The following is a 17,653-nucleotide window of genomic DNA, read 5'->3' on the forward strand; positions in this document are numbered from 1 at the left end:
TTGGGTAACCGTGCAATTCTTCCACGACGCCTTGCCATAAATACCTCCGTTTGGTTGATTGTTAGATTTGGTTTGTTTGCTGGTTTTCACTGAAAAATGCTTTTCCAGTCCTTGGAACCAAGACCAGTCGGTCTCAGCTCTTTACTTAATTGTGAGACATAAATACTAAAATAGACATACTATGTCAATATATATTTCGATATTTATTTCACACTGTCAATAATTATTAAGCTAACTTAGTAAATTCTATGCTTTAAACACGCCTCTGGACGTTCGATGTTCGCCCCGCCCTCACCCCTCCACCTCGCCTCCTACAAAATCTACGTAGGATACGACGTGAGGAGTATCTAACCTTGTCTTCAAAACAGCCCACTGCCCACCCTCGACGCAAACAAACATTTCCCTTAACCTCAATCCATGAAATTCCAGCCGCCGGTCAAACCGCCGCGCGACCCGCTAAATCGCAAGTTCAATTTACCGCGTTTGTGCCGGGAGGATTATCAGGGCGACGCCGTGGTCATGTGGACGTTGACGGTATTCGACCGGGCCAAAGGCTGGCTCAATCCATGTTTTCACCATTTTTTCCGCGAGTTGATGTTCCACGTGGCAGCGCGGGAAGATCTGGTTTGTCCCATATATTGTTTGATGCCCGACCACCTACATTTGGTCTGGATGGGTTTACGGCGCGACACCGATCAACTTAACGGCATGTCCTTTCTGCGCACCCACCTTGAGCCGGAGTTGTCACCCGCCAAATTCCAACCCCAGGCGCATGATGCCGTGTTGCGTGCGGAGCAAAGAAAACGAAATGCCTTCGCTCAGGTATGCTTTTATGTCGCGGCAAATCCGGTTCGCGCGACGCTGGCGAACCAACCAGAAGACTGGGCATTCACCGGCTCGGTCCTGCCTGGCTATCCAAAGCTAAATCCACTGGCAGAAGATTATTGGCCAAAGTTCTGGAGAATTTATGCAAAGCTGCGTCAATCCGATGCTGGTAATCTTGTGCGTCCGTCCATGAAAAGAAAATGAGGCTGCAATGCTGGAGTCTCGTCACCTCGCCTCCTACAAAATATAAGTAGGAGACGACGTGAGGAGTATCTAACATTGGTTCGCAAAAGATACCCCGCATTTCAAAATCAACCAGCGATCCCACCCTCCATCTTCCATCCTCGCCCCCGTTCCCCTTTCGCGTGGTTCGAGTATTTCGTGGTTAAAAATCTTTATTTCCTCCCTCCTTCAATAGCGAAGCCTAACCGACCAACCCCAAAGCGGGTTGAATAATACAGCCCAGCGGTTGCACCTGCTTTTAAGGTGCTACCCTGGGTAAAATGACAAAAAATTCCTCTCCCATTCGCAGCGAAGGGGAGAGGTAGGAGAGGGGTTGAAACCACTAGGGTTCGAAAGCATTGAAGCATGCCCCGTCATTAGCCTCTTCATTCAGGGAAGCCGCAAAGACGAGAGCAATTTGTGTAAATAATCAGGATCGCCCTGGTTATGCTTTTCTGAAAAACACATTACTTAATGACGTGGGCTGGGTAGGATGCGAGGAAACTTTACCTGTTCATATTTTAGCCTGAACTCATCTGGATGAATGTGGGATTGATATAACTTTACGTGCCGGAGCTTAGAATTGCTTTTTAAAATTTCAGTAAGTTTCAGCCGGTCTGAAAATTCCATTCTCGCACCCATCGTGATGCTCTTAATGCAGCCAGGAGGAATGTTAAACAGATGTATCGTGCTTGTTTGTGTTTTCTTCTGCTGATCGGATTTCGCAAGCTCTTTAAAGACGCGCCATTCTTCTTCATATTTCCATTGCTCGCTCTTTGTGATAAAAGAAATGCAATCTTTATACCCTTCCAATATACCGCTTCTTGGACGGAATTTGGAGTATTGAACCTTCACCAATGTCCCTACTGTGACCGCTGGATTGCCATCGGGTGGAAGAAAATAGCCATGGCCTGGATCAAATTCTATGAGAAATCCTTTGTGTGAATCAGTATAATGAGACCACATTAAGATGCTGTCCTTGTTTTCCGAAAGGCAAAGTATGCCCAGAGTATTATCAAGATTTGGATCTTGGACCGTGTTCAACCTGCTTTTAAAGAAACCAGGGTTGCCCTTTAGGTAGTCAAACGTTTGCTGATTATGCCTTACTTGGATGACTTTAAAATCTTCGTAACTCAGGTTTCCACCTTCTATGATGTACCGTCGATATTGCTTGCGAATTACAATGTCGGTCAGAGTGTCAACCGTTCCTTCTTCGCAGAATCCATCAAAGCAGGGCAGTAATTCAAATGGGTCATTCAGGCACGATGGTTGTGTGAACCGGATGCTCAAATTTTCAATAATTTGAATACCCCGTGGAGAAATATATTTGAACAGAGTTTTTGGAGGTTTGGTGACCATGGATTCTTCTGCAATCCATCCATTCTCATTTTGATGTTCCATGAAATAAGCGGGAATTAATGTGAGCCCGTAATGGTGGTTCAACGTATTTACGCTCATTTTGAAGTTCTTTCGGGAAGACGGCTTCGCTGCAGTCACCACGATTCAGGGTGTAATAGCTGGCCCACGGATATTAAAAACGTAATTGCCTCGACATGTAGGGAGGCCAGCGGCGCGGGTGATTTGTATCAATAATTTGGACCGACGCCTTTTAAAAAGCGTGCCTATATGGGATGGGAAACTGTTACCGCAGATAGTATCCTTGATTCCTCACAAATAGATTTCACAGAAGCCTTTTTCCAGGAATGGATATATAACGCTGGGTCTAGGGATTTTGAAGTTGAATTGTCGACAGCTATCAAGCTGGCTAATATAAGAAAGCCAGTAAAGAAGCTTCCGAGAGTGTTTGGAGCGACTGATTTAAAATGGAAAGATTAGCATTACGATCACGAGGTGGGGCAGTGTTCTGGTGCTTGGTGCTGCTCATCGCCCTGCCTGTGTTGGCTGAAGATGCCGAGCGCGGGCAGATTATTCAAACTGTCCGCGAATTCGCCCGGCGCAATAGGGTGCCTCTAGATCCCAATTTTAGTCCAAATGAAATCAATTCTTTTCGAATAAATTATATTACAAATAATCCTGAGTTTTCTGCCACTGGGAGAATCATGGTATCCAATCGTTTTGCCTTCTTCTTTGCCGTGCACGACACCAATGTCGAGGTTAGTTATTTTAAGCTTGTTAATCCATCAATGAGCGCGCTGATAGAGAACCGTCCGCTTTCTGAACTTGCGAGTGTGGCTGCAAAGACCAACCTCCTTACCGAAGAAACGGCATTTCGCCTAGCAAAAGAGTATTTCAAGTTGCAGGGCCACAAAGATGAAAATTTCCATGCCCCTTTTTTTAAACAGATTACATTCGGCAACAAAGAGCATGATCCAAAACACTACTTTGCCTTTCCATTCTACGAAGCTGAATGGGTTCGTAAGGATGCAAAAAACGTGCCCAGTGATTTGCAGCAGGTAATGCTACCTAACGTGGTTATCCGAGTCAGTGGTATTACATCCAACTTGGAATATTATTCCAAGGTCTCGCTGCCCGTCGGTAAAGATTTTGAAACAAGCTTCAAAGCACCCAAAAAAGGGGTCAAACCAAAGTAATGACACTATGTTTTTGAGGACCTTTGAGAAGGACGCTTTCGCGGTGGTCGCCACGGTTCATGACTTGATAGATAGCCCCCGGATACGATGCAATTTCCCCATCAATCATTCCGCCGCACGGTGATATGCCCTTTTCTGCCGATACATTTCAAGCCGCTCGTGCATCTTCTGCCAGTCTTTCTCTCTAACACCCAGAAAACCCATGGCTTTCTGTTGATACTGGATTGCCACCCCAAAATCACCAACTTCGGCGTACGCTGCGGCAAGTATGTCAATCCGGAGCCAACTCTTCCAGTTCGTCAATTGGCACGCCTTTGTCGCAAGTGTAACAGCTTCTTCACCGTTGCGAAAAGAATCGGTCGGGCAAGTAGCGAGCAACCACGCGAGATTGCCGTATGCCACACCATTGGTTGGCTCCAAGGATATGGCGTGCAAAAAATCGGGTTGAGCTTTCTCAAAGTTACCTTTTTTGTAATTCGCGTACCCGCGACCATTATAGGCACTGGAAAGATTTGTATTCAGTTGGATGGCCTCGTTGAAGTCGGCAATTGCCTTCTCTAATTCGTTCTTCTGGCCGTACTCAGACCCACGATTAAAATAAAGGCCTGCTTCTCGCGGTTCCAGCCGGATGGCTTCAGTATAATCTGTAATTGCTTTGTCGAAATCCTTTTGCAGATCGTAGTTATATGCGCGCTTGAAATAGAGTATGTATTCGCCTGGACTGAGTCGGATCGCCTCGGTGTAGTCGTTGATGGCGTTTTCTATATCGCCTTTCTTATTGTACGAATCTCCGCGAATGACGAAGCCTTGCGCGTCCTTGGGGCGGCTGCGCGGAATGCTAAGCATCGCGCCAATTAACGCCAAGGCCGCAAGCGCCCAAGTAGCACGATGTTTTAATGTCTGCGAATTGTTCATTCGATATCAAATGTGCATGGTCGGACTATGGACACGAAAAGTCCAGCCACTACCAAGGTCCGCACCGAGAAGCGGCCAACTTATTTGCACTCATGTTGAGATTCCCTGTGGAAGACCGTTTCGCGGCGTTCGCCATGCAGGAAGCAATGTGGCGTCTCCTTTCCTTCTCGCCAACCCGGGCGGTTTCGGTATCGTGCCCCTGAAAACCGGAATGAAATCTCCACGTGCCATCACAATCGCTGCCACACTCCTCTTCCTCGGCTTCTTCGCCTTCTATATTACCCGTCCCCAAGAACCGAGCTACAAAGGCAGGACAATGGCCCAGTGGCTGAGTGCGGCCAACCGACCAGGAAATGCACAATCCAATGAATATCGCGATAGTATGGTCGCCATCAAAGCCATTGGCACCAACGCGATCCCTACACTTCTTAAATATTTGGAAGCCCGCGATTCCACCTTTACGTTACGAGTCAATTCGTTCCTGCCCCGGACGTTGCGCCTCCATTTTAATTTGGCTACCGCTCACGAAAAACACGAATGGGCTTATCTCAGTTTTGCCGACCTCGGAAAAGAGGGTTTACCTGCGGTGCCTGCCCTGGGTGAACTTGCCAAACACCCCAATTCAGACACCCGGGCATGGACGTTCTCCTGCCTCTATAACATCTGCCCTGAGAAGCAAACCTATCAGCCCATCCTCACTCAGTTTCTCCATGATCAAGATCGAATCCTCCGTCTCGACGCCGCCAGAACCATCCGCAATTTGTACCCATCCGAAGCGGAACAATTAGGCGCTTACAAGGAATTCCCCGAACTAAAAACCCCGCCCGCAACGAACACCCTTTCCGCCAGCGACTCAGCGGGAACCAAATGAAATGTGAAAGGAGCGGTCGTCACGGTTCATGGCCAGAGCAATTTTCGTCACTCACTTGAAGCAACACTTTTTTCCTCACGGCAAAACTCCAGCATTTTCCATCTTTTAGACCGGTTGACTCGGATCGGGCTTTTTGAAAGACTGCCTACATCCGCCGTCAAATTTGGAGCAAGTTTGCCGGAGCCAATGGAAAGCTCAAAGATTTGAAAAAGTAAGAACCTGCGCCAATATGGTTAATCAAAGCATAAAGAGGACATCGCTATTCTCTATCATAATCGCTTTCAACGCCCAGTCCCTCTTGAGGTTCCTGATGCCATGCCTGGTGGCCGTCATTGCTTCCTCTTGTGCCACCGGCAGTTGCCAACGCGAACCAGCGCATGCAGAAGTAGAAAGCAATTTGCCCCGCTGGGGTCAGGTTGTCGATCCAGATGGCGACTGCAAATTTTTCGTCGCCCAGGACACGCTCCTGATCCACGTGCCGGGCTCGGCCCACGCTCATGACCTGGCTGCGGAGATCGACCGGGTCAACGCGCCACGCGTGCTTCGCCAAGTCAAGGGGGATTTCACCATTCAGGTTCGAGTAGACGGCCGGTTTGCGCCCGGGGAGGAATCGACGCAGGAAAACCGGGTCGGTTATAACGGCGCCGGTCTTGTCGTCATGGCTAACCCGCAAAACGTCGTCACCCTCGCCCGCGCCGTCCTGCAGCATCCTGGCGAAGGTCCGGTCCCGTATGCCAACTTCGAAATCCGCATCAACGGCAACCTGCAACGCATCGGAATGACCGGCGACCATCCACTTCCGAAAACCGGCCCGGTCTTTCTCCGCCTGCAACGGCGCGGTTCAAAGATAACTGGCGCAGTCAGCCTCAACGGCGACCATTGGGACGAACTCGGTTCCAGGAAGATCCCGAACAAATGGCGGAAAAAACTTCAGGCTGGCGTCGTCGCCATCAGCACATCGACCGAGGAGTTTAATCCGCAGTTTTCGGAGTTTAAAATTTCCAAATAAACGTCCGTCGGTCAGGCTGTTGGAATTATTAATGAAATGGGTGCCATAAATTCTGCGCGGCGCGAAAATTTCAATTCAGGTCCACCAAGCCTGTAGGTGGGCTTGGTGGACGGGGTTTGGCCGGGTACTAATTCTAATTCCAGCTTCCGCCAAGCGTCGGCCAGCCGTACCAGGTGCCGCTGGGTGTTTGTTGGTAGGCGTGAACCATGTCGCCGGTGGGCGCTGTCGTGAAGACTTCCAGACGGCCATCGGAGTTGACTCCGAGACAGGGCCGGATCTCCTGCGTGAACACCGGAGTCGAGGGCAGGCTCGACCACGATCCCCAGTTGGCGGAATTGATGCGGTCCATGTGGCCATCAGTGCCAATGACCAGAACCTCCAGGGTGCCGTTGCTGTTAAGGGCCGCCACGGGTTTGGCATTTTGAGAGAACGTCCATCCTCCCATGCTTGGCCAACCGGTATACCAGCCGCCATTGGCCGCAGTTTGATAAGCGTGATAGAGGGAGCCAGTACTGCCAATGATGAAAATTTCCAAACGCCCATCGGCATTGCGCGTCAAAGCCGTCCGCGCAGTCTGAGACCACGACCCACCGAGATTGGCAAATCCTGACCAACCGCCATTAATAACATTTTGATAGATGTGATAGAGATTGCCCGTATTGCCAATCAGAAACACCTCCTGACGACCATCCAGATCGTTGCCAGCGGAGATGCAGACATTCTGGTCCCAAGTGCCGCCCAACTGACTCCAGGCAGACCAGCTCGTGCTGCTGCCAGGCGTGTTTTCATTGATATGGCACAATCCACCGCCGGTCCCGACGATGAATACTTCGATGCGCCCGTCCTGGTTTGCATTGGCCGCGACACAGGCGGTTTGTGTGAAGGTGTAGCTGTTATCAACCTGACCCCAGCCGGACCAGCTCGTGCTGTCGCCTGCGGTTTGTTGGTAAATGTGATCCAAATGCCCGTCGGTGCCGATAATGAAAACCTCCAGTCGGCCATCAGAATTCATCTGCACTGCGGGAAGGGTGTTTGCGGCAAAAGTGAAGCCGCCCAGTGAGAGCCAGCCGCTCCAGCCGCCAGTGCCAAAATAATTATGCTGAAGAATCCCGCTCTTGTTGACGGCGAAGAGTTCCATGTGCCCATCGGAGTTCCTCGCCACGCAGGGATCAATATGCGGATCAGCAGTGCTCGTGGCGGTTACCGCCGCGAGGCTGCCACCGAGCACATCCATATCCACGTTGCCCGAAACGCCGGAGACCGAGCCACTGGAGGTGAACTGCCACGCAGTCCAGACGCCCGAGCCCCAAACGGCACAATTGCCGCAAACATTCCAGGGACCGCCGGTCTGAGGATTTTGGCCGTTGTAATTGGCCAGGTCGGAATTCCACCCCGAAACGCTGGTGTCAAAGTAGCAGGCGTTGCAGGAGCTAACGTAGATGAAGGGTTTGATCTTCGCTCCTGCCCCGTTGGCATCGGAGACGATGGCGTTGCACCACTTGTTCGCCCAGTCGGAATAACTGCTCGCGCCCACCACGCCATTCCAGGTTTCCATGTCCAGCATCGGCATGAGGGTCTTGCCGTCACCTTTGATATAAGAGCCAGCTTCGTTCCAGAAGTAGCTGGCCTCTGAGCTGGGGCTGGTCAGGTCGGGACGGGCAAAATGATAAGCGCCCATGATCACACCAGCAGACTTGCCATTGCCAGCGTTGTAAGTGAAATCGGCATCGATGAAGTAGGTGCCTTCAGTGGCTTTGGCCCAGGCAAAGCTGATGCCGGAGCCTTTGATGCTCGACCAGTTGGGAGTGCCTTGGTAGGAGGAAACATCAATGCCCATGGAACGTTGCGCCAGCACACGTCCGGGTGCAAAGGCCAGTGCCAGCGTGGCGGCAATCATGCCTGTTCGTTGAATGATTAATGAGATGGACGGTTGACTTAACTTTCTTGTTAGTGGTGTTTTCATATTAGTTTTTGCTGGGGTTTTCTAATCTTCTTTCCAGCACGCCAGTCAACGGATTGACGGGAGCTCTGCCCTGGCTCCTGGGTTTGTTCTGTCTCCGTTGTTGGCGGCTTTCAAGATCGTAATGGTGGTGGTGCCAGATTGAAGTTGAGCGTAGCCGTCGCCCTGCAGGTGATGGACCCATCGTCTGGCGCGAATCGTATACTTTCCCGGCTGATCCAATTTAAATTGCGAAGTCGGCCCGCTCAAGGATTGTGAAGGGGAGATGGTAACAAAAATGTTTGTGCCAGCGTTCCCGGCTGCTTTCGAATTGCTGGACGCTTTTTCTCCGCTGGAATTGGTGCCCTTGTTTATAACCTCATCACCTGTTGCGGAGGTGTTCACACCCATCACGACGGCAAGCCCGACACCGAGGACTGCCACTGCCTTGAACCATGCGACAGCCCGCTCGCGCAGCGCCCTCAGTTCGTCGTTAAACGGTGCCTTTGTCTCAAGCACACCGGATGCAACGGTTCTGGCAATGATACGAAGTGGTCCGAGCTCATACGTCAGCTTGAATGAATGGATTTTCATGCCATTGGTATTGCTTGCTGATGTTTCTTTGCCTGAGCGGAAATGGATAATTCGATTCGCTCCCGCCGCTTTCTCGGGTTATGAACTGCGCACTTGAATGAACATCACGAGATTAAGGCCAGGGCTATGGTCACGAGGCCTTAAATCTTGAATTCAAAAAACGTTCCGGTAAGTACTGTGCAACACTAGGCAGCAACTCATAAAAGAGATATTTGCCGCCTTGCTTTGAAAATCGATGTCAGCGTCTCCAGGCCTGCCATGAGCGAGGCATGTTTTGCGGGGTTGCCAAACCGATCAGGCACATTCCCGTGATGGTGTAAATTGAAGGCTGTGGCCTTCCTGATGACTCTTTAATGTTAGGATGTTGCCGTTTTATCTTGCTTTGCCTAAGACTCCGAAACGGCTGGGGCTGGTGTGATAGCATGGCATTCCACTGAAAATATTCAATTACATGAAGTGCGTACATCCAGCGCCCAGCGCGTCCCAACCCGCCGCGCTGGGCTTCCCAGTGCAGTTGCCCCTTGCCAAACAAATGCGGGTCGGGGAACTTCTTGGTGCATGGAAAGAAACCCGCAATCCAGGTCGGACGAAAACAAGGTGCGCCAGCGGTTGGAAGAATGTCTGCACCATGCGCATGAGTTGGAGCAAGCCACCCGGGCGCCAGCTTCTTTGCCGCGCACTGATGAACCCGCACGCATGAGCGTGCCCCTCCATGAGTCACTGCTTCCCGGCTCGGTTCTCACCACGCTTTTTCGCAACCCCAAAACGGACCGCACCATCACCTTCAAGCGCGAAGAGTTAACCGAGCTCGATGCCATGACGAGCGATTACCTGCTGAATTACTACCAGTCGCTGTCGCTCTTTACCGGGGATGACGCCGAGCGGTTGCGGGCGTGCCTCGATGCTTCCGTTCGCCGCCATTATCAGTTGCTCCGCCACAGCGACTGGCGCGCACACGTCTTTGGGTATGAGGTTGCTCATGAAGTGGCGTTGTTGCGCGCCTTGTTGCAATTGCGCCTGCTGATCGAATGCGCGGAAATCCTCACACCACCGTTGCTGACAGTCAAATGCATCGGGGAAGAGGAGTTTGATTTGATTGACGATCTGCACTCTCTGAATCGCCTGCTGGTCTTCTCGTTGTGGGGCCGTCTGATGGAGGGTGCCTCAGAATTGCTGGCCTACGGTTCTCTTTCCATTTGCATTTCCGGGCTGGCCGCAAGACTGGACGAGGCGCAGGCGCTTTTTGAATCCGGCTACGCCGCTTCCAACGGAGATCCCGACGTCTTTCTCGGCTGGCTTGGCAAGGGCGGCGGGCGCAAGGCCATGGATCAGGTCAGAAATATTTTGCGCCAGGCGGACAAGCAGGGGATTCATGAAATTCTTGCGCTGTACACGCGCCACGCACTCGATCTGGGTTTGCAACCTGTGGCCGTTGAATTTGTGCGGCAGACCTTGCAATCGTTCGCCGCGACTCTTTCAAACCTCGACGGCAGGATCTCCGAGGCGGAGCGCCGCCGCACGGCTGTGCTCACCGCGCAATTCACCGAGGTTTCCAGAAACTACGCCGTGGATTTTGCCGCCCGCGCCGCCGATCCGGGCGTGAGCGAGGAAGACCTTAACACCATCCTGAAGGAACTGGATGCGATGGTTGGGCTGGAGTCGGTCAAGACGGAAGTGCGTCGCGCCGCCAATTTCGCCCGGATGCAGGTGGTGCGCCGGCAACAGGGATTGCCCACAGTGCGCGCGAGCCTTCACAGCGTTTTCTTCGGCAACCCCGGCACCGGCAAGACCACCGTCGCCAGGTTCATGGGCCGGATCTATAAATCGCTTGGCTTGCTGCGGCGCGGACATGTCATCGAGTGCGACCGCGGCCGGCTCGTCGCCGAATATGTTGGTCAAACCGCCGTGCGCACTCATGCGGCCATCGATGCGGCGCTCGACGGAATTCTCTTCATTGACGAAGCCTACGCGCTGGCGGGACGGGGAGCGGAAGATTTTGGCTCCGAAGCCATCGAGACTCTTATCAAGCGCATGGAGGACGACCGTGACCGGTTGATCGTGATCGTGGCCGGCTACACCCGACCGATGGAGCAATTCATCGCCTCCAATCCCGGATTGGAATCACGCTTCACCAACTACCTGAAGTTCCCCGATTACCAACCGGCAGAGTTGCAGGAAATCTTCCATCGCATGGCCGCCCAAAGCGGCCTGGTCTGCTCGCCGGAAGCGGAAAAGCAGGCACAGCAGGTTTTTGAAAATCTTTACGCCCGGCGCAACGAACAATTTGGTAACGCCCGGGAAATGCGGAACTTCTTCGAAACCGCCGTGCGCAATCAAAGCAGCCGCCTCGTCGCCTCCAGCCGTTTCGACCGCGAGGCCCTCACAAGCCTATTACCCGAAGACCTCCCCACCGATTTCGGCAACACCATTCCCGCTCCATCGGAGATAAAACCGTCTGCCTCAAGAATTGCGCCCAGACCGGGTTAAGTCGAAAACTGCTTTGTCCGGGCGTGATGGTCTATAACGAAATTGTCTTTAATCTGAAGAGACCATCCAGGACTTGTCTGGATTGTATTCCTTCATTCCTTTTACAATGGCCTCAGTCCTGGGGCCGAGGTCTTTTTGATAGACACGCCCATTTTGGTTCACCACGAACGTCATGATTCCGGAACGGCCATACTCCGCCGGCCACGCCACGAGGGCGAAACCACCGATCATGTTTCCGTTGATGATATAGTCATACTTGCCGCCTGGAGCATGTGCACCCTGCCGGGTCAGAATTTTGTAATAGTAACCTTGGAAAGGCTGTGGTTCGGCACCTGCCTCTTTCGATTTTATTTCGTACCCCTTCTCCTGGGCATTCGCCATGAGGGGGCCTAGCGGGCTGGTCTCCCCGTCGAGATCCGGTGGCCAGTACAGTCCATCTTTTTTGCCGGGGGAGCTGATGAGTTTCTGGGCGTACTTCAATACCCCGCTACCATCATGGTCGAGGCTCGCGTATTCGCGCTGGGCCTCAACATACGCACGCACGGCCTTAAGCGTTTTGAGCTCGTCCTCTCCGATGCGGCGATTGCTCAATTCCTCCACTCCCGCATCCGTGTCATAATACCACCGGCCATCTTTCTGCACGATCGGCACCGGGAACGGCCAGTTCGCATTTCCGACCTCCAATGTTTGGTTGGTGTTCGACTGCGGCACAAGATGATGGGACTCATTGAGGGCTTTGGAAAACCGATTGAATTCGTTCCTGGCTTCCACTTTATCGGGGTTGACGAGGTTGGTCCATGAGGAGCCAAATATCACATGCATGGCTTCACGGTTTGTGGATTCGACCGCATTGGCAAGTGCTGTAACTGCTTCCTCAGGACTGGCAAAAGTGCGGGGAGCTTCGGTCGCGCCAAGGCAGTTTGAAGCAATCAAAACCATCGCCAGACCGATTGCAAGCGAACGGAGGAAATGGCCGTTGAATCCGGCCCACGCGCGGGTCATCGAGAAAGGAAAGCTCAGCAAGCGATTCATAAGGTTTCTTGAATTTTTCATGATAGTTGAATGTGGAATCCTACCGTCTTCCGCCGCCGCCTCCACCCCTGCCTCCTCCTCCACCCCTGCCGCCCGTGCGAGCGCCACCGCCGGCAGCAGTTCCAGAGGCACCAGCACGGCTCGCTGCTCCACGCTGACTCGTGTCGCGCGCCGCAGCTCCAGAATTAACACCGTTGAACGCGCTCTGGCCTGAGCTCGGAGTCGGCCTTGAAGCCGATGCGTTCCCGCGCGGTTGAGCAGGGTTGGGACGGCTGGCGGGGGGTGATGCATTCTGCCGCGCAGTTTGTGCCGGGCGGGTAGTCTGCGGGTTCGCCCGAGCTGCGGCTCCTTGATTGTATGAAGCCGGTCTCGTCGCATTGGCATTATTCCATCCACGCGCTTCACGTGATTGATAGCCGGGTGCGGCTCCGGGCGCGCCGGAACTTCGCACCCGGTTGGCATCCGGTTGCCATTTGGTGCGATTGACCGTGTTATTTACATTTCTATTTGCCGTATTGTTGACATTTCTATTTACGTTAATGTTTTGATTCACATTGACGTCACCGCCGCCGTGCCAGCCATGACCTCCCACATAAATTCCGCCGTGTCCCCAATCACAATCATTATTAATGGCCGCTCCCACAGCCATGCCAATGCCGAATGTAACCAATGGCGCCACCGGGTTCGCCACGTAGGTTGGAGGAGGATAATAAACCGTGGAGGGAACGTATTGCGGTACGTAAATGACCTCCGGATTGGATGGCTGAATCTGCACGACCTGGTTGGTCACGTAGACGACCTGTGTTCCAGTGTTTTCCGGGACGACGGTGTTCGTTACCACGACGGTCTGTTGCGGCGAGGTTTGAAGCGTTCCGGCTGTCGCGGCCTTGTTACGAAGCGTCTGAATCATGTCCATGACATCCTTTTGCTGATCCATGAAAGCCTGGCCCAGCTCCGACGTCCAGTCGAGGTCATCATTCATCTGTTTCAAAGCCGCGGGAATCTTTGCCACGGCCTTGACGTTATCATCCCACGATTGTTCATCGATTTTCGGAACATTATTGGTGTTTGCCACGAAGCGCGCAGCCTGCACGATTTCCAGTGGGTAACACGCTGCGGGCAGCATCACAGCGATGAGAGGATCCGGATAAAGCGCAATGGGACCAACGAGCTTTTCAAGGTCAGCCGCGCTGCGCTGGGGTGGTGCTGAAGGTGGGGGCGCGGCTTGGGCAACTGGTTGAGATGCCTGCCCCTGCGCCTGATGTGCAAAGAGTCCGCAACAAAGACCCGCCGCCAGAAGCAGAATTAAATTCAGTCTCATACGATACCTGAGTGTTTTAGAGCCATTCGGAAGCACTCCTTTTCGAAATCTTTTCCTGCCACTCCCTGAAACCAGGTAACGATCCAAAAAGCCGATCCTTACTTAAATCAGTAAAACTTCTTGGCGAATGCCTGCTTTCCCTGCTCCGCCAAAGATGAACAAACTGCCAGCCGAAAACTGACTCTGTCTCGTACAATAGAACAGTCCATTGTTGAGCGCAACAAGCGGCTCTGATACCGGAGTCTTGGAAGTTATTTTGATCTTCGATCCTGGTTGCTCAATGCGCTGGCGGGCGGGGGCGGAAGATTTTGGCTTCGAAGCCATCGAGACTCTCATCAAGCGCATGGAGGACGACCGGGGCCGGCTACACCGGCCCAATGGAGCAATTCATCGCCTCCCGCCGTTTCGACCGCGAAGCCCTCACAACCCCATTACCCGAAGACCTCCCCACCGATTTCGGCAGCACCATTCCCTCTCCACCGGAAACAAAATCGACCGTATCGAGGATTGCCCCGAGGCCGGGTTGAGTTAAACCGCTCGTATCAGTTTGGAAGGTGGCTTTTAGGTATCACTACGCATCCATACCCTATTGGCTCCCCGCCAGTCTAGAATCTCTGCTCGAGTTTCCACTCTCCAGTCTCCGACCTCTTTAGCACCATCTTTTGCACGACTCCTCCGGCGGTGGACTGCACTCCAAGTTCCACCTCATTATCATTCATGACTTTCTTTTCCGCGATGGCAAAGCCTGGAAACCGCTGATCTCTCATGGCGCGTCGAAATTCCTCCTGCTCCGCGGCGGATGGACTGGATCCCGGATGAAGGAGTAGAAAACACTGCATACCGCGCTCTGCATTTTCATGCGTCAGAGCCCAGAAAAATGTTTGCACCGTCGCTTCGGGAGTGCTCATGCCCGCATCAACCAAAGCAGCCCTGCTGATAAAACCCTCCGGCATGGGCGCGCCGGCCTTCGCATTTCCAGTTTGCTTTGGGGTCGCGAGCAATCGCTGATTCTCACTCTTCAGCTTGTCCAGCTCCTCCACTTTGCGCCGCAATTGCCGCGCCTCGTTCCGCAACCCCGGCAATTCTGCGTTTTCTTTCCTCAGCACATCCACTCCTGCCACCTGTTCCCGCAATTGTGGAATGCTTTTGTTTTCCTCCACGAGCCGTTGCGCTTCCTGGTTCTCATTCACCAGAAAGGTATGCTCCTCCCTGGCTTGCGAGATCGCATGCCGGTTCATTGCCATATAACCGATATAGGCGACAGCAATGAGGACTGTTACAATGGATAAAGCTTTTTTCATGGACTTTTAACGACTGAGAACCATTCTCCCGTTCTCCATCTTCAACTTGCTCGCATAGTTGGTTCCCAGCTTTTGTACACTGCCATCAACCAACAAAATATTGCCGTGGAGGGGACACTCTACATACACAGCGTTGGGATTGCCTTCATCTACACCGGGCGCACTCATTCGATAGCTGATTCCTCCGGCCGCAACATCCGACCAGTCGGGGGTCTTCCGTGATTTATCAGCAGGACATATGAGAATTTTGGGCGTAGCCAGCTCATTCGTCATGCTGAGAAAATCCGAAACCGACGGTAAATTGCCACCGCGATCGTTGGACCAAATCCTGGCCGCAAGGCCTATCTGCTTCAGATTGTTGATGCAGTGAATACAGTCTGCCTTTGCTTCAGCTTCCGCAAAGAAATCGCTCCCGCCTGCCGCCGCTCCAGCCTGTTGAGAGGCCGCTGCATTCATGGCCTGGAGTTTCTGATTCTCCGCCTGCAACTTCTCCACCTCGCTAGCCTGCACCCGCAACTTCTCCACCTCCTCCTTCAACCGATGCAACTCCGCATTGTCCTTGCGCAACTGCTCCATGGACTGCGATTGAGTATAAAGCCGCTGGTATTCCACATTCTGCGTTCGCAGCGCTTCCAATCCTTGAGCCGCGGTTCGCAACCGGTCGTTCTCCCGCCTCAACTCGGACAAGGTGTTCGTCTGGACGCCGACCACCACGAGACAGCTGATAAAAAATGCCGCAAAGGAAAGCGCCGGAATCCACAGCTTCAGCCAGCCATGGTTGGCAATGGGTACGCTCTCAGTCTTGCGACTCTGTTGCGGCGGAAGCGCAATCTCTCCCTTTAACTTCTCCAGTAATCCTGCGGGCACCTTCACCGGCGGCGCTGCCCGTAAAACCTTTTCGATCTGTTCCTCGTTCATAAGCTTTGAAATGTTTAGTTGGTTGGTATTTTCTCGGTTTTGGCCTTGAGAGTTTCCAATGCCTGTCGCAGCCGATATTTCACCGTGCTCGTGGCAATGCCCAAAACCTCCGCGGTTTCCTGTAACGACAATCCCTGGTAATAATGCAAATGCACCACTTCACGAACACCGCTCTCCAGTGTTTCCACCCAACTGTATAATTGCGTCGCCATTTCCCGCTCAGCGGTGTTTTCCAATGGACTCGGTCCCTCCGCCACGCACGTTTCCCACCATTCCTCCGTCATGGTATCGAGGTGATTCCGCTTCCTCCGCGCATCGATACAGACGTGGTAAGCAATGCCATGCACCCAGGTGGAAAAGGAGGAGCGTCCGCGAAAGGAGGCGAGCGAGGTCCAAACTCTGGCAAAGGTTTTCTGGGTCAAATCCTCCGCGTCCTGGTCATTCCCGCACAGGCGGCGCAGGAATGCATAAACCCTTTGGTAATGAAGGGTTACGAGTTCCGATGCCGCCGCCATGTCACCCGCCTTGGCTCGCTCGCAGAGTTGTTCCTCCTGATAGCTCATAGTGTTCGTTATCTACTGAGTCGTGAGCAAGGCCTCACCTGGACAAAAATATTTTGAAAATCTTCTGTATTATGAGCGAAGGCGCAAATTTTGTCCTGCTTTTTCAGTCCTTGCGGGGAGTGTCTGATTGGCTTTGTTTCCCGATTGGTCACCGGACCGTTGCCCTGGCACCTTCAGCATTGACGGTTCGGCCAGGGTTGTTCAATCTGGGTTAGGTGTGCAATCCGGAAAGTGGATTGCTAAAAAATTGATCTCGCAATTATGCGCACTTTATTCGCTTTGGTATTGCTCGTCTGTCTGGCCGTGAACGCGCCGGTAAACGCCCAACCAACACCTCCCGGAACCACCGGGCGCGTCTACATCAACTCCGAGCAACTCGCCATCAACATTTGCCAGGACGAGGCCCGGTTCAAAGGTGTCTTCACCTACAATTATGTGGATGAAGTGCTGGGCCGGGAAAAGACCAATGATTTGATCTATCTTAAAATTCCCATCTGGTTTCCCGAGCATAATTCCGAGGATCCCACGGTCGCTGCCTTCTGGAGTGCGTTTCAAAAGGATGCCCTGAATCAAATCACCCCGGGAAACCGCGAAGTATTTGATAAGGCGGTTGGGTTGGACATCACTCTGGGAGATCACCCGGTGAACCTGAACTCCTTCTACGCCATCGGCTTGGGGAATAATCAGGATTGGGCTCCTGAAGGCTGGCAAAAGACCAACTATAACTGCCTGGTGTTTGTCGTAACTGAGCCGAACGATTTTGTTCATGCCAAAGCCCCGGTGACCGTGACCTGGCGTCAGCCGCACATGGTTTTTAAGAATAAAAAATATTTCTACTACATTCCGAATTTCAGGTATCTGCCGGAAAATATTTCAACCGCCACTTCCGACAAATACACGGTTCACCTGACTGCCGCGCGTGATTGCACATCGGATGTTACCATTGGGCCACGCCAGTTTTTCATCCACTCAGGCAGGGGCATTGTCACCGGCCCAAGACATCACGTGCCCGTTGAAGCCACTATTCTGCGTCCGGAAATCCCGGTAGTAAGCGGTCCGAGAGGTTTCTGAAGTTGATGGAATCGGCTAAGGCGAGTGTGGACC

Annotated in this window: 15 protein-coding genes; 6 read left to right on the forward strand and 9 right to left on the reverse strand. The window is 52.7% G+C overall.

Annotated features, from left to right (window positions below):
- Positions 1-417 precede the first annotated feature (417 nt).
- Positions 418-1,029, forward strand: coding sequence for a hypothetical protein (locus CFLAV_RS12075; RefSeq protein ID WP_007415007.1), 612 nt, complete (start codon positions 418-420; stop codon positions 1,027-1,029).
- 489 nt (positions 1,030-1,518) lie between these two features.
- Here CFLAV_RS12075 and CFLAV_RS32225 read toward each other — a convergent pair whose 3' ends face one another.
- Positions 1,519-2,505: a DUF2971 domain-containing protein gene (locus CFLAV_RS32225; RefSeq protein ID WP_007415008.1), complete on the reverse strand. Its 987-nt coding sequence runs from the start codon at positions 2,503-2,505 to the stop codon at positions 1,519-1,521.
- Between the two features lie 365 nt (positions 2,506-2,870).
- On the opposite strand from CFLAV_RS32225, the gene CFLAV_RS12090 reads away from it, so the two are divergent.
- Positions 2,871-3,599: a hypothetical protein gene (locus tag CFLAV_RS12090; RefSeq protein ID WP_007415010.1), complete on the forward strand. Its 729-nt coding sequence runs from the start codon at positions 2,871-2,873 to the stop codon at positions 3,597-3,599.
- A gap of 105 nt (positions 3,600-3,704) precedes the next feature.
- Here the strand turns inward: CFLAV_RS12090 and CFLAV_RS12095 are convergent, their stop codons facing one another.
- A complete protein-coding gene (locus CFLAV_RS12095) occupies positions 3,705-4,514 on the reverse strand; it encodes a tetratricopeptide repeat protein (RefSeq protein WP_007415012.1) in 810 nt (269 codons plus the stop codon).
- Positions 4,515-4,725: 211 nt separating this feature from the next.
- Here CFLAV_RS12095 and CFLAV_RS12100 point away from each other — a divergent pair, with 211 nt between their 5' ends.
- Together CFLAV_RS12100 and CFLAV_RS12110 are read left to right on the forward strand one after the other, a co-directional pair.
- A complete protein-coding gene (locus CFLAV_RS12100) occupies positions 4,726-5,385 on the forward strand; it encodes a HEAT repeat domain-containing protein (protein WP_040548340.1) in 660 nt (219 codons plus the stop codon).
- Between the two features lie 310 nt (positions 5,386-5,695).
- On the forward strand, positions 5,696-6,394 hold the full coding sequence (locus tag CFLAV_RS12110; RefSeq protein ID WP_050785721.1) for a DUF1349 domain-containing protein: 699 nt from the start codon (positions 5,696-5,698) through the stop codon (positions 6,392-6,394).
- Between the two features lie 133 nt (positions 6,395-6,527).
- Here the strand turns inward: CFLAV_RS12110 and CFLAV_RS32230 are convergent, their stop codons facing one another.
- Together CFLAV_RS32230 and CFLAV_RS12120 are read right to left on the reverse strand one after the other, a co-directional pair.
- Positions 6,528-8,357, reverse strand: coding sequence for a DUF8189 domain-containing protein (locus CFLAV_RS32230; protein WP_085998866.1), 1,830 nt, complete (start codon positions 8,355-8,357; stop codon positions 6,528-6,530).
- 45 nt (positions 8,358-8,402) lie between these two features.
- Complete coding sequence (locus CFLAV_RS12120; protein WP_007415016.1) at positions 8,403-8,927, reverse strand: hypothetical protein; 525 nt, start codon at positions 8,925-8,927, stop codon at positions 8,403-8,405.
- Positions 8,928-9,485: 558 nt separating this feature from the next.
- On the opposite strand from CFLAV_RS12120, the gene CFLAV_RS32235 reads away from it, so the two are divergent.
- Positions 9,486-11,414 carry an AAA family ATPase gene (locus CFLAV_RS32235; RefSeq protein ID WP_007415017.1) on the forward strand — a complete coding sequence of 643 codons (1,929 nt, stop codon included), beginning with the start codon at positions 9,486-9,488 and terminating at the stop codon, positions 11,412-11,414.
- 48 nt (positions 11,415-11,462) lie between these two features.
- Here the strand turns inward: CFLAV_RS32235 and CFLAV_RS12130 are convergent, their stop codons facing one another.
- The 5 genes from CFLAV_RS12130 to CFLAV_RS12155 all read right to left on the reverse strand — a co-directional run bounded on the left by CFLAV_RS12130 (position 11,463) and on the right by CFLAV_RS12155 (position 16,549).
- Positions 11,463-12,467: a DUF2950 family protein gene (locus CFLAV_RS12130; RefSeq protein ID WP_083808885.1), complete on the reverse strand. Its 1,005-nt coding sequence runs from the start codon at positions 12,465-12,467 to the stop codon at positions 11,463-11,465.
- Between the two features lie 19 nt (positions 12,468-12,486).
- A complete protein-coding gene (locus CFLAV_RS35500) occupies positions 12,487-13,767 on the reverse strand; it encodes a DUF3300 domain-containing protein (protein WP_007415019.1) in 1,281 nt (426 codons plus the stop codon).
- 605 nt (positions 13,768-14,372) lie between these two features.
- The gene (locus CFLAV_RS12145) at positions 14,373-15,068 is read right to left on the reverse strand and encodes an MreC domain-containing protein (RefSeq protein WP_007415022.1); all 696 of its coding nucleotides are present in this window, start codon (positions 15,066-15,068) and stop codon (positions 14,373-14,375) included.
- A gap of 6 nt (positions 15,069-15,074) precedes the next feature.
- Positions 15,075-15,986 carry an MreC domain-containing protein gene (locus CFLAV_RS12150; protein WP_007415023.1) on the reverse strand — a complete coding sequence of 304 codons (912 nt, stop codon included), beginning with the start codon at positions 15,984-15,986 and terminating at the stop codon, positions 15,075-15,077.
- A 14-nt stretch (positions 15,987-16,000) separates the two neighbouring features.
- Positions 16,001-16,549: an RNA polymerase sigma factor gene (locus CFLAV_RS12155; protein ID WP_007415024.1), complete on the reverse strand. Its 549-nt coding sequence runs from the start codon at positions 16,547-16,549 to the stop codon at positions 16,001-16,003.
- 261 nt (positions 16,550-16,810) lie between these two features.
- Here CFLAV_RS12155 and CFLAV_RS12160 point away from each other — a divergent pair, with 261 nt between their 5' ends.
- On the forward strand, positions 16,811-17,620 hold the full coding sequence (locus tag CFLAV_RS12160; protein WP_007415025.1) for a hypothetical protein: 810 nt from the start codon (positions 16,811-16,813) through the stop codon (positions 17,618-17,620).
- The last annotated feature ends 33 nt before the right edge of the window (positions 17,621-17,653 follow it).

Source organism: Pedosphaera parvula Ellin514 (assembly GCF_000172555.1).
GTDB lineage: Bacteria > Verrucomicrobiota > Verrucomicrobiia > Limisphaerales > Pedosphaeraceae > Pedosphaera.